General features: G+C 71.7%; 11 protein-coding genes. 6 read left to right on the top strand and 5 right to left on the bottom strand.

From position 1 onward, the window contains the following. Positions 1-81 precede the first annotated feature (81 nt). The 3 genes from AC3WRT_RS07575 to AC3WRT_RS07565 all read left to right on the top strand — a co-directional run bounded on the left by AC3WRT_RS07575 (position 82) and on the right by AC3WRT_RS07565 (position 4,411). Entirely contained in the window at positions 82-1,275 is a 1,194-nt protein-coding gene (locus AC3WRT_RS07575) for a molybdopterin molybdotransferase MoeA (protein ID WP_492720859.1), read from the top strand. Between the two features lie 35 nt (positions 1,276-1,310). Continuing rightward, positions 1,311-2,948: an ABC-F family ATP-binding cassette domain-containing protein gene (locus AC3WRT_RS07570; RefSeq protein WP_492720858.1), complete on the top strand. Its 1,638-nt coding sequence runs from the start codon at positions 1,311-1,313 to the stop codon at positions 2,946-2,948. A gap of 152 nt (positions 2,949-3,100) precedes the next feature. Then, on the top strand, positions 3,101-4,411 hold the full coding sequence (locus AC3WRT_RS07565; protein WP_492720857.1) for a hypothetical protein: 1,311 nt from the start codon (positions 3,101-3,103) through the stop codon (positions 4,409-4,411). Between the two features lie 30 nt (positions 4,412-4,441). Here the strand turns inward: AC3WRT_RS07565 and AC3WRT_RS07560 are convergent, their stop codons facing one another. The 4 genes from AC3WRT_RS07560 to fdhD form a co-directional block, all read right to left on the bottom strand. Then, positions 4,442-4,855: a VOC family protein gene (locus AC3WRT_RS07560; RefSeq protein WP_492720856.1), complete on the bottom strand. Its 414-nt coding sequence runs from the start codon at positions 4,853-4,855 to the stop codon at positions 4,442-4,444. A 35-nt stretch (positions 4,856-4,890) separates the two neighbouring features. After that, positions 4,891-5,235: a hypothetical protein gene (locus AC3WRT_RS07555; RefSeq protein ID WP_492720855.1), complete on the bottom strand. Its 345-nt coding sequence runs from the start codon at positions 5,233-5,235 to the stop codon at positions 4,891-4,893. A gap of 99 nt (positions 5,236-5,334) precedes the next feature. Further along, entirely contained in the window at positions 5,335-5,673 is a 339-nt protein-coding gene (locus AC3WRT_RS07550) for a YciI family protein (RefSeq protein ID WP_492720854.1), read from the bottom strand. A 69-nt stretch (positions 5,674-5,742) separates the two neighbouring features. Continuing rightward, positions 5,743-6,591 (bottom strand): formate dehydrogenase accessory sulfurtransferase FdhD, encoded by an 849-nt coding sequence (fdhD, locus tag AC3WRT_RS07545; RefSeq protein ID WP_492720853.1) that lies wholly within the window; start codon positions 6,589-6,591, stop codon positions 5,743-5,745. Positions 6,592-6,628: 37 nt separating this feature from the next. Here fdhD and mobA point away from each other — a divergent pair, with 37 nt between their 5' ends. Then, complete coding sequence (mobA, locus tag AC3WRT_RS07540) at positions 6,629-7,276, top strand: molybdenum cofactor guanylyltransferase (protein ID WP_492720852.1); 648 nt, start codon at positions 6,629-6,631, stop codon at positions 7,274-7,276. A 235-nt stretch (positions 7,277-7,511) separates the two neighbouring features. Beyond that, positions 7,512-9,572, top strand: a complete 2,061-nt coding sequence (locus AC3WRT_RS07535; RefSeq protein ID WP_492720851.1) for a M4 family metallopeptidase — start codon at positions 7,512-7,514, stop codon at positions 9,570-9,572. Positions 9,573-9,690: 118 nt separating this feature from the next. Here the strand turns inward: AC3WRT_RS07535 and AC3WRT_RS07530 are convergent, their stop codons facing one another. Further along, entirely contained in the window at positions 9,691-10,362 is a 672-nt protein-coding gene (locus AC3WRT_RS07530) for a hypothetical protein (protein ID WP_492720850.1), read from the bottom strand. A gap of 290 nt (positions 10,363-10,652) precedes the next feature. On the opposite strand from AC3WRT_RS07530, the gene AC3WRT_RS07525 reads away from it, so the two are divergent. Beyond that, positions 10,653-12,572, top strand: coding sequence for an N-acetylmuramoyl-L-alanine amidase (locus tag AC3WRT_RS07525; protein WP_492720849.1), 1,920 nt, complete (start codon positions 10,653-10,655; stop codon positions 12,570-12,572). The last annotated feature ends 67 nt before the right edge of the window (positions 12,573-12,639 follow it).

Here is a 12,639-nt window from a genome sequence, read left to right as displayed (position 1 = left end):
ATCGACGCTACTGCCGTCGCCAGGCCCGCGAGGCCGCATGCCGCCGGGCCGGGCCACACGGCATACGACAGACTGGCGGGCGTGGGTCACCTCTCCGTCGACGATCACCGCGCCGCGGTCGCGCGGCTCCTCGGCGAGGGGTCGCTCGAGCGGGTCACGCTCGACCGCCACGCGGCGGGGCGACGGCTGGGTGCCGATCTGGTCGCCGCCGACGACCTCCCGCGCTTCGACGCGTCCGCCATGGACGGGTATGCCGTGTGCCCGGGTTCGCCCGAGCAGCGCACCTATCCGGTGCTCGGGGACGTGCCGGCGGGGACTGCGCCCGGTTTCGTCCTTGCCCCGGGTCAGGCGGCTCGGATCATGACAGGGGCCCGGGTGCCGGAGGGAACGGTCGCGGTGGTTCCGGTCGAGCGCACCGACGCCGCCCCGACCGGGCCGGCGCCCGCGCATGTCACCGTCGACCTGGACCCGGTGCCGGGACAGCACGTTCGGCCCCGCGGCGAGGACGTGACGGCGGGGACAGTCCTCGCGACCGCCGGGTCTGCCGTGACGCCGGCCCTCATCGCCCTCGGGCGCTCGGCCGGCTGCACCGAGATCGAGGTGCACCTCCCGACCCGGGTGGCCGTCGTCGCGACGGGCGCCGAGCTGGCCCCACCCGAGGCGGACCCCGGTGCGGGTGGCATCCACGAGTCCAACTCCGACATGGTGGCCGCGCTCGCCGCCGCCGCGGGGTGCGACGTGCGCTGCGTCGAGGTGTGCTCCGACGAGCCGGACGACCTGCGCGCCCTGCTCGACGGGCTCGACGCCGACCCGGGCGTCGACCTCGTCATCACGACCGGCGGCGTCAGCGCCGGCGCCTACGAGGTGGTCCGGCAGGTGTGCTCGCCGCTGGCCACCTTCGACTTCGTCCACCTCGCCATGCAGCCCGGCGGCCCGCAGGGCCTCGGCCGCTACGGCTCCACCCCGGTCGTGTGCCTGCCGGGAACGCCGGTCGGGGCCTTCGTCGCCTTTCACGTGCTGGTGCGCCCGGCCCTCGACCGACGCCACGGGGCACCGTCCACGCGACCCGGGCACGCGGCATACCGCGGCAAGACGCGGCACACGCGCGCGGGGCGGGTCCAGTTCGTCACCAGCGTGCTCCACGACGACGGGACCGTGACGGCTCCGGACGCCCGGCACCTCACGGCGCTCGCTGCCGCGAACTGCCTCCTCGAGGTGCCCGAGGCCGTGGACCAGCTCATCGACGGCGACGTCGTCCTCGTCCACCCGGTGTGAACGGGGCACCGCTCCAGCGCCCCTAGGCTTGGTGCGTGAGCGCGACCCTGGTGGCCAAGGACCTCGCCGGGGGCCACGCCCACCGGACCCTCTTCGAGCACCTCGACCTCACGGTCGCGCCCGGCGACGTCGTCGGGGTCGTCGGCGCCAACGGCGCGGGCAAGTCGACGCTGCTGCGGCTCCTCGCTGGGGAAGACGCGCCGCTCGCCGGCACCGTGACGACGGCTCCCTCCGACGCCTTCATCGGCTGGCTGCCGCAGGAGCACGAGCGGCTGCCCGGCGAGACGGTCGCGGGCCACATCGGCCGACGCACCGGCGCCAGCGCCGCGACGGTCGCGATGGAGGAGGCCGCGGCCGCCCTGGGTGGCGACGACCCCGAGGCCGACGAGGCGTATGCCGTCGCGCTCGACCACTGGCTCGCGAGCGGGGCCGCCGACCTCGACGACCGCATACCGCCGATGCTCGCCGAGCTCGGGCTCGACGTCGGCGCCGACGCGCTCATGACCTCCCTCTCCGGTGGGCAGGCGGCGCGGGCCGCCCTCGCGGCGCTGCTGCTGAGCCGCTTCGACCTCGTGCTGCTCGACGAGCCGACCAACGACCTCGACCTCGCGGGGCTCGAACGTCTCGAGGCGTTCGTCCACGGCCATCGCGGCGGCGTCGTGCTCGTCTCGCACGACCGCGAGTTCCTCGCCCGCTGCGTGACCCGCATCGTCGAGCTCGACCTCGCGCAGAGCTCCGTCGCCGTCCACGACGGCGGCTACGAGTCCTACCTCGAGGAGCGCGAGGTGGCCCGGCGGCACGTCCGCGAGGCGTACGAGGCGTATGCCGGCACGAAGGCCGACCTCGAGGCGCGGGCGCGCACGCAGCGGGAGTGGTCCGCCAAGGGCGTGCGCAACGCGATGAAGAAGAACCCGGACAACGACAAGATCCGCCGTGCGGCCCAGCAGGACTCGGCCGAGAAGCAGGCGCGCAAGGTGCGGCAGATGGAGTCGCGGATCGCACGCCTCGACGAGGTCGCCGAGCCGCGCAAGGAGTGGGTGCTGCAGTTCAGCATCGCCGCGGCGCCGCGGTCGAGCTCGGTCGTCGCGACGCTGAACCAGGCCGTGGTTCGACGGGGTGACTGGACGTTCGGGCCGGCGTCGCTGCACGTCGAGGCCCGCCGTCGCGTCGGCGTCACCGGGCCCAACGGTGCCGGCAAGAGCACGCTGCTCTCGCTGCTGCTCGGACGGGTGTCGCCCGACGCGGGGAGTGCCTCCCTTGGCGCGAGCGTCGCCGTCGGCGAGATCGACCAGGCGCGCACCGGGCTGCGCGACGACCTCCCGCTCGGGGACGCCTTCGGTGAGGCCGTGCCCGACCTCAACCCTGCCGACCGCCGCACCCTGCTCGCGAAGTTCGGGCTCAAGGCCGACCAGGTGGGCAGCGCCGTCGGACGCCTCTCACCGGGCGAGCGGACCCGAGCGGCCATGGCGCTGCTGCAGGCCCGTGGCGTCAACCTGCTGGTCCTCGACGAGCCGACCAACCACCTCGACCTGCCCGCCATCGAGCAGCTCGAGCAGGCGCTCGAGTCCTACGACGGGGCGCTGCTGCTCGTCTCGCACGACCGGCGCCTGCTCGAGAACGTCCGCCTCGACGAGCGCTGGCACGTCGAGGACGGGCAGGTCACCCAGCTCTAGAGTCCGGCGGTCGGGGACTCGGGCCGGGGCCTGGGGTCGGGGCCGCGGCTGCCCGGGGAATGGCCGACTTCGCCACACGACCGATGCCACGGGGTGGTACTTTCCGCTGGCCGGCGACGACGTCGGCCACGGATGACAGGGGTGCTTCGCCGGTGCGACGGAGTCTGACCACGCTCTTCACGGCGGCGCTTGTCGCCACGACCGCTGCGCTGACCGGAGCGGGCGCGATCGCGGCGCCCACCGCAGCCGCGACCCCGTCGGTGACCAGTGCCGACCCCGATCCGTGGACGGTTGGCACGTACGCACCCCTCGTGGAGTCGACGCGCTTCTTCGACAGCCGCTACAGCTCGCTCGGGCGTCCCCTGCGGCCCGGCGAGACGGTCAACGTGAAGGTGACTGGTCGTCTGGGGATGCCCCCGAGCGGAGTGGCTGCCGTGGTCGCCAACCTCACCGTGACGGGAGCGACCGCAGCCGGCAACATCGTGGCCGTGCCGAAGGGAGCCGCAACCGCCGGGCTGTCCAGCCTCAACTTCGTCCGCGGTGACACCCGTGCGAACCTCGCGACGGTTCCGGCGAGCGGGGACGGATGGGTGAGCCTTCACAACAACAACTCGGGGAGCGTCCACGCGATCGTCGACGTGCAGGGCTACTACCTCAACGGCTTCTCGACCGGTGCGGAGCGGATCAACGGGTGCGACTTCAACCCGCTCGGCTCGATGCGGGTCGCCGACACACGCACCTCGACGCCGCTCGAGGCTGGCGACTCGCCGCAGACGTACGGCAACACTCGGCTCTTCCCGATCCGGCTTCCCGAACGCCTTCTCGGCGCGAGCGCCATCGCGGTGACGGTCACAGTCGTCCGGCCGACCGGCAGCGGCTACCTCACGCTCTGGGAGGACATCAACCGGCCCACGACGTCCAACATCAACTTCAGGGCCGGCCAGACGACGACGAATGCTGCCGTCATTCCGAGCCCGGGGGTACGAGTCGACCTCGGAGCCCCGGTCATCACCGCGGACCTCACCGGCACCGGCAGCGCCGACGTGGTCATCGACGTCAACGGCACCTACGACTGCGCCGACCCCGGTCTGGTCTACCGGAGCGTCGGCACCCCGAAGCGCATCGTCGACTCCCGCACGGGTCGCGGCATGACGACCCTGGGTGAGGCGGATACCAACGCCGTGACCGTCCCCAGCACCATCGCGACGACCAGCACGAAGGCCCTCGTCACCAACACCACCGCGGTGCGGCCGACCATGGCCACCTATCTCTCGCTGTGGGCGACGGGGAGGTCGAGGCCGGTCGGCAGCAACCTCAACCCGGCGGCCGGTCAGACGGTTGCGGGGATGGCGTACGTGCCGTTGAGCGATCGGAAGCAGTTCAACGTGTACAACAACCGTGGCGCGACCGACGTGATCGTCGACGTCACAGGCCGATTCGAGACGCCACCTCCACGTGGGTGACGCTGCGGTCCGCACCCCGCGTCGGCGGCCTCACCCCACGAAGATGCAGAAGGGATGCCCCGAGGGGTCGGCGAGCACGTAGAGCGGCTCGTCGGGTACGTCGGTGCGGTCCAGCAGCAGGGTGGCCCCGAGCGCCTCGGCGCGCTCACGCTGTCGCTCCAGGTCGGTGCTGCTCGGCACGGTGAGGTCGAGGTGCAGCTGCATGGGGACGTCGTGCTCGGGCCAGGTGGTCCGCTCCAGGCGCTCCACCTGCTGGAAGGCCAGCTTGCGGTTGTCGTCGGCGTCGACGAGGACGAGCCAGTCGGCATCGTCCGGGTCGCCTTCGGCAGGCGGCTCATCGCCCTGGCGGTATCTGAGCCCCAACAGTTCCCGATAGAACTCCGCCAGGCCGCGGACATCGGTGGTGTCGAGAACGGTGTGGAGAAGGGTCGGGTAGTCGGTCACGGTCGTCTCCGCTCTCTTCAGGGGTGCCGGCGCGCTCAGTCTTCCAGGGTCGGGCGGGCCTCGGGCGCGGCCAGGGTGTGCGGCAGGTCCCGGGTCGACGCCACCGCCAAGGCCACGTGTCCCGCCCCGCGGGTCGCGCCGGCGCGCCAGCCCGCGAAGTCCCCGGCGACCGAGCACTCCCGCGCCCGCGCGACCTGCTGCTGGGAGGCCACGAACGCCGCCGTCACCCGGGCCTGCGCCGCCGCCGCAGCGGTCTTGACCCGCTCCAGCAGCGCGAGCTGGTCGACCCGCTCCGCGTCAGAGCCAGAGGGCTGTCCCGACCCGCGAGGGCGCCGACACGAGAGCCTCCAGGCCCTCGGTCGTCGCCCCTGCCGCGTCATCGAACGTGTGTTCCGTTCTACGCGAAAGGCGCCAAACCCACCAGAGGTTGTCCACACCGAGTTCCATTGCTGCCCGGCCGAACTGGTGGAATCGCGACCTCAGCCGGGAGAGTTCGTCGGGTCCGCGACCCACGGCCCCAGCGGCGGGTCCCACCGGCGCACGACCCGGCGCAGGATGTGGCCGCCGAGCCAGTACGGGTCCTGGTCGAACGTCGCCGTCACCGAGTCCACCGAGTCGCCGGAACAGACGATGAGCGCGGCGTTGACCGGCTCCGGGTCGGTGGGTTCGCCCTCACTCAGCTCGTCGATGCCGTCCTGGTACATCCCGGCGACGAGCAGGCCGGACAGCCCGCTCAGCCACTCACGGTGCTCGGGACGGATCGTCATCATCTCGGTGGTGTCGTCGGAATAGGTGTAGTGGATCGCGTAGATCGGCACGGGTGGCCTCCAGTCGCTCGGGTGGACGTCGGTGTCGGGTCGGTACGGCGCCGCTGCGGCCGCCGAAGGTCAGCTGCTCGTGATCCGGTGCGCTCCGGCATACACGTTCAGCCGGGTGCCGCGGACGAAGCCGAGCAGGCTCATCCCCGCGTCGTCGGCACACTCGACCGCTAGCGAAGATGGTGCCGAAACCGCTGCCAGACAGGGGATCCCGGCCATGATGGCTTTCTGGGTCAGCTCGAACGACGCGCGCCCCGACACCACGAGGACGCACCCGACGCCCGGCACGCGCCCGTTCTGCAGCGCCCACCCGACGACCTTGTCGACGGCGTTGTGCCGGCCGACGTCCTCGCGCACCACGAGCAGCTGTCCGTCGGCGGTGAAGAGCCCGGCGGCGTGCAGGCCGCCCGTCTTGTCGAACGACCGCTGCTCGGCGCGCAACGCGTCGGGCAGCCCGGCCACGACCTCGGCGTCGAAGCGAGTCGCGTCCGACCGCACGTCGAACGCAGACTGTGCACGCAACTGCTCGATGCTCGCCTTGCCGCAGACGCCGCAGGAGGAGTTCGTGAAGAACGCGCGCGTCGCCGAAGCGGACGGCGCAGCCACCCCCGCGGCCAGCGTCACGTCGATGACGTTGTAGGTGTTCTCGTCGAAGCCGCTCTCCCCAGAGACGACCGCGCCCTCGCAGTAGCGCGCGAGCGCGATGTCCTCGGCCGAGCGGATCAGCCCCTCGGACATCAGGAAGCCGTGTACGAGCTCGATGTCGTGCCCAGGCGTCCGCATCGTGACGGTGAGCGGGGTGCCGTTGACCCTCAGCTCGAGCGGCTCCTCGACGGTGAGGGTGTCGGGGCGCGTGGTGGTGGCAGGTCCCGACAGATCGATCGTCGTGACCTTGCGCCGCACGGTGACCCGTCCCATGGGATCAGCCTGCCAGACTCCGTGCCAGACTCCGAGGGTGCCACCGAGCTCGTCCCCTGCGGACCCTGTCGTCGTCGTCCTGACCGGCGGCGCGTCGCGGCGGATGGGCTCGCACAAGCCCCTGCTCGACGTCGGCGGCCGATCGCTGGTCTCTCGCGTCATCGACGCGGCCGGTGACCGGCGCGTGCTCGTCGTCGGCCCGGGCCAGGGGGTCCAGCACGGGGTGCGCGTCGTGCTGGAACCCGTCCCGGGTGGCGGTCCCGTGTCCGGCCTGGCCACGGCCGTCGAGGTGCTGACCAGCGACCCCGGACCGCTTCCGTATGCCGTCGCGGTGCTCGCTGCGGACCTGCCCTTCGTCACCTCCGCCCATCTCGAGCGGCTCCTCGACGCCCTCGACTCCGCGGACCTGGCCGTCACGGTCGGCCGGGACGGCCGAGCGAACTGGTTGTGTGCCGCCTGGCGGCTGACCGCCCTGCGCGCTCGTCTCGGTGAGGTCGACGACGCATACGGCCTCAGCATGCGCCAGCTCTGCGCCGGGGTCGTGACGGCGGAGGTCGACGACGCAGCAGGCGTCACGCTCGACGTCGACACCCCGGCCGACCTCGAGCGGGCGCGCGCTCGTGCGGCAGGCCCGCGCCAAGGCGCCTCACGGCCCTCCACGGACGACGACCCGACCGCCGGCTGAGGGCCGGCGACGGGAAGTCTGGGAGATCGCCCACCCAGCGCCATGCGGCGAATCCCACTGCGGGCAGCCGTTACTCAGGACTTGGGGCGCTTTCGGCAAAGACTTGGTAAGCCCCGTTGACCGGTGTTCTCCGCTGCTGCGAGCGTCGCGCTCGTTCCGACCAGATCTCGGTGTTGGTGAGATCGCGGACACCCTCCAGGCGGCCCACGCGCCGCATCCTGACAAGGAGTATCGAGTGAATCGACTGAAGTCTGGGCTGGCGACCGGAGGGCTGCTCGCCCTCGCCCTCGCCATCTCGCCGGCGATCCCGGCGGGCGCAGCGGCTGGTGCGGGACGCGACAAGGCGCCTGCCCCCGAGTCGCAGAGCCTCAAGGCCACCGAGCAGTCCCGTGCGGCCTCTGCCGCGAGCGCCCTCGGACTGGCCGCGGGCGAGAAGCTCACCGTCAAGTCCGTCATCGCCGACCCTGACGGCGCGACGCACGTCCGCTACGAGCGCACGCTCGACGGCCTCCGGGTCATCGGCGGCGACTTCATCAGCCACAAGGACTCCTCGGGCGCGGTCAAGAGCGTCACGTGGAACGTCCGCAAGGGCGTGACCCCGTCGACCATGACGCCGACCATCGCCAAGAGCACGGCCCAGCAGGCCGGGCTCGCCGCCTCCAAGGCGAACCACGAGAAGGCCTCCGCCGGCGAGCTCGTCGTCTTCCAGTCCGCCTCCGGGCCCAAGCTCGCCTACGAGGTCATCACGGAGGGCATCAAGGCCGACCAGACCCCGACCCGCCTGCACACCATCGTCGACGCCACCAACGGCAAGACGCTGACGAGCTGGGACGAGATCAAGGAGGGCACGGGCAACGGCATCTTCGTCGGCAGCGTGTCACTCGCGACGTCCGGCAGCTCCGGCGCCTACACGATGAAGGACACGCACGGGAACTACACGACCGACCTCAACCAGGCGACGTCCGGCAACGGCACCACGTTCACCGACGCCGACGACGTCTGGGGCACCGGCTCGCAGAGCAACCGCCAGTCGGCCGCGGTCGACGCCCACTACGGCGCGGGCAAGACGTACGACTACTACAACACCCAGCTCGGCCGCGCCGGCATCTGGAACAACGGCACCGGCGCCCGCAGCCGCGTGCACTACGGCCAGAGCTACTCCAACGCCTTCTGGGACGGCACGCAGATGACGTACGGCGACGGCGCCAACAACGCCTCCCCGCTCGTCGAGATCGACGTCGCGGGCCACGAGATGAGCCACGGCGTCACCGAGAACACCGCTGGTCTGGCCTACACCGGCGACGCGGGCGGCCTGAACGAGTCGACCTCCGACATCTTCGGCACGGCCGTCGAGTGGTACGCCAACAACGCCAACGACGTGCCCGACTACCTCATCGGGGAGAAGCTCAACCTCAACGGCAACGGCACCCCGCTGCGCTACATGGACAAGCCGAGCAAGGACGGCGCGTCCAAGGACTGCTGGAGCTCGACCCTGGGCAGCCTCGACCCGCACTACTCCTCCGGCCCGCTGAACCACTGGTACTACCTGGCCTCGGAGGGCTCGGGCGCCAAGACCGTCAACGGCGTCAGCTACAGCAGCCCCACCTGCAACGGCTCCACGGTGACCGGCATCGGCCACGTCAAGGCCGAGAAGATCTGGTACCGCACGCTGTCGACGTACCTCACGTCCTCGAGCAACTACGCGGCGGCGCGCACGGGCGTCATCAAGGCGGCCAAGGACCTCTACGGCGCCGGCTCCGCCGAGTGCACCGCGGTCGACAAGGCCATGGGTGCCATCGCGGCACCGGCCAGCACCGAGACGTGCGGTGGCACGACGCCGCCGCCCACCGGTGGGTCACTGGTCAACGGCGGGTTCGAGTCGGGCCAGACCGGCTGGACCGGCACCGCGGGACCGATCACCAACAACACGGGGCGCCCGGCCCACAGCGGTACCTACAAGTTGTGGCTCGGCGGCAATGGGGTCTCGGGCTCCGAGAGCGAGTCGCAGACCTTCGCCGTCCCGTCCACCGCCACCTCGCCGACCCTGACCTACTGGATCCGGATCGACACGGCGGAGACCACGACGGGCTCCGCCTACGACACCGCCACGGTGCAGATCAACGGCGTCACCAAGCAGAGCTACTCGAACCTGTCGACGCCCAAGGCCTCCTACGTCCAGAAGACGATCGACCTCACGGCCTACAAGGGCACGAACGTGACCCTGAAGTTCGCCGACACCGAGGACTCCTCGCTGCAGACGAGCTTCGTCGTGGACGACGTCGCGACGAACTTCTGAGCAGGACCGCCCTCCGGGCTGCGTGAGCAGCCCCGCAGGACACGCACAGAGGTCGGTATGCCGCGGGGTCAGCCCCACGGCATACCGGCCTCGCGTGCGGGGCGGGCGTCGCCCCCTCTCAGGGGGTCGACGCCGCCGCGGCCGCCGTCTGCGTGGGTGCCACCGAGTCGGCTGTGGCAGGGGCGGTGGCGGACGGCGTCGGCGTGCTGGCGCAGCGCGCCGAGGTGGGCACCGAGAGCGTCACGTCGGAGACGAGGGTGCTGACGAGCCCGGAGATCTCGCCCAGCGAGGGGTCGCTGAGGTCGATCTGCCGAGCCCGGTCATCGGTGACGGAGATCGTGATCGGGTCGCTCTCAGGGACGACGGTCGGGTCGGTGGTGGCCTGGTCGCTCGGGGGGCCGGCCACGAACGGCTGCATCGGCAGGGTCTCGAGCAGCGAGACGATCAGGCGCTGCTGGGACGCGCCGAGAGTGCAGACTCGGCCGTGCACCGACCGCGTCTCGACCCGGACCCGGCCGTCCGCCTCGAGCACGATGCGGTCGTCGAAGCCGGCGATGCCACCCGTGCGGCGCAGCGTCAACGGGAACTGCGGCCCGTAGGCGGCGTCGGCCCCCGTCTGGCCGTCGGTGCCCGAGCCCGAGCGCTGCAGCGGGGTCGGCGTCGGCGCTTTCGGGGCTTTCGGCGCGGTCGCGGAGGCGAACGAGCCGGCGTTCGGTGGGCCGTCGGGATCGGCGGCACCGCACCCCCCGACGAGGAATGCTGCGATGGCCAACCCCAACCCCAGGCCCATGCGCCCCATGGAAACCATGGTGCTCTCTGTGGGCGGGCGATGTACGGATGACGCGGAAGACGGACGGCAGCGCTTGCTGGACGGTTTCAAGTGGCGGGCCTCGAGGTGCGCGGGAATGCTCTGGGGCAGAGGTGCGTCCCCGGCTCTCGGCTGGACGCACCCGAACCCGCAGCGACGCCGAGCCGATGGACCCGTATCGGCGACAAGGGCGTGCTGCGGTCCAGGGATACGAAAGGGACGATCGAGTGATACCCAACGCCTCACCACATCGAACGCCAGGAGCTCGCCGGATGCGGCAGTCCCTGGCAGCGCTCGGTGCCGTCGCAGCCGTCGCCGCCGGGATCGCCGTGAGCGGCCCCCCGGCCCAGGCGGCCGACCCGTCGGCCGCGAGCGGAGGCAGTGACCCGGCGAGCCGCGAGCGAGCCTTCGCCGCCGCCGCCACCGAGTACGGCGTGCCCCGCACGGTGATCGAGGCCGTGTCGTACGCGCAGACCCGGTGGGACTTCAACCCCGGCCACAGCACCTCCGGCGGCTACGGTCCCATGCACCTCGTCGACGCCGACCTCGGCTCGGCGCAGCAGGGCAGGGGCCTCGGTGAGGCACCCGCCGCCGCGCCGGAGCCCGCCGCCGACACCCTCGGCCGGGCCGCGACGCTGACCGGCCTCAGCGAGGACGCGCTGCGCACCGACGAGCTGGCCAACATCCGTGGCGGCGCCGCACTGCTCGCCGCCACCCAGAAGCAGCTGGGGCTGCCGACGGGCGAGCGCTCCGACGCCGGGCAGTGGTACGCCTCCGTGGCCGACGCGTCCGGATCGGCGCAGGAGGACGTCGCCGCCGCGTTCGCCGACGACGCCTACTCCGTCATCGAGTCCGGCGCCTCCCGCCGCACGGTCGACGGCAAGCAGGTCTCTCTGCTGCCCTCGCGCGTGACGCCGCAGCAGGGCCAGGTCGGCCGCCTCGGTCTGCTCAAGAAACAGAGCAACAGCCCGGTGGACTGCCCGCCCGGCCTCGACTGCGAGTGGGTGCCCGCGCCGTACGCCAAGACCGGTCCGGGTGCCGGCGACTACGGCAACCACGACCTTGCCAACCGCCCGATCGCGCCACGGATCACCAACATCGTCATCCACAACACCGAGGCGACCTACGCCACGACCCTCAAGCTGGCGAGCGACCCGACGTACCTCGCGTGGAACTACACGCTGCGCTCCTCGGACGGTCACATCGCCCAGCACCTCGACCCCAAGGACGTCGGCTGGCACGCCGGCAACTGGTACGTCAACGGTCACTCGATCGGCCTCGAGCACGAGGGCTTCGCGGCCACCGGCGCGGAGTGGTTCAGTGAGCCGATGTACCGCTCGTCGGCGCGGCTCGTGCGCTACCTCGCGAAGACGTACGACATCCCGCTCGACATGCAGCACGTCTTCGGTCACGACCAGGTGCCGGGCGTGGCGCCTGCCAACGTCGCCGGCATGCACTGGGACCCGGGCCCCTACTGGAACTGGGAGCACTACTTCCAGCTGCTCGGCGCCCCGCTCAACTCGCACCAGGCCGGTGACGCGAAGGACCTCGTGCGGATCCTGCCGGGCTTCGAGGACAACATGCAGCCGGTGACCTCGTGCACGACGGCCGGCGTGGCGTGTGAGCCGCAGGGCACGAACTTCGTCTACCTGCACACCGCCCCGGCCGAGTCGGCTCCGCTGGTCAACGACATCGGCCGCAAGGCCAACGGTGCGCCGTCCACGACGAACGTGTCCGACATCGGTGCCCGCGCCCAGGCAGGCCTGACCTTCGCCGTGGCCGAGCGCCAGGGTGACTGGACGGCGATCTGGTTCAACGGCGTCGAGGCGTGGTTCCTCAACCCGGCCTCCGACCCGACGGCCGTCCCGGTCCGCGGCTCCTACGTCGTGCCCAAGGCAGGCCTGGCGAAGGCCCCGGTCTACGGCCGCGCGTACCCGGAGGCGTCCGCCTACCCGGCGGGCATCCCGGCTCAGGCGGTCGTGCCGCTGCAGTACACCTTCGCCGCGGGCCAGCGGTATGCCGTGGGCGACCTCACCATCCCGACGGACTACTACCGCGCGACGACCTTCTCACCCGACACCCCGAACGACCACGTCGACGTGGTCGGGCAGGACCGCTACTACCAGATCTCGCTCGGCCACCGGTTCGCCTACGTGCGCGCCGCCGACGTCGACGTCATCCCCGCCCAGTAAGTCCGGGGGAAAGTGCCCACTCGACCGCGTTTCAGGGTCGAGTGGGCACCTTGCCCCCACCCCGAAC

It is taken from the genome of Terrabacter sp. FW104-15G4B (assembly GCF_058790095.1).
Note: the sequence above shows the minus strand (reverse complement) of the source record. Positions and strands in the feature narration are given on the sequence as shown.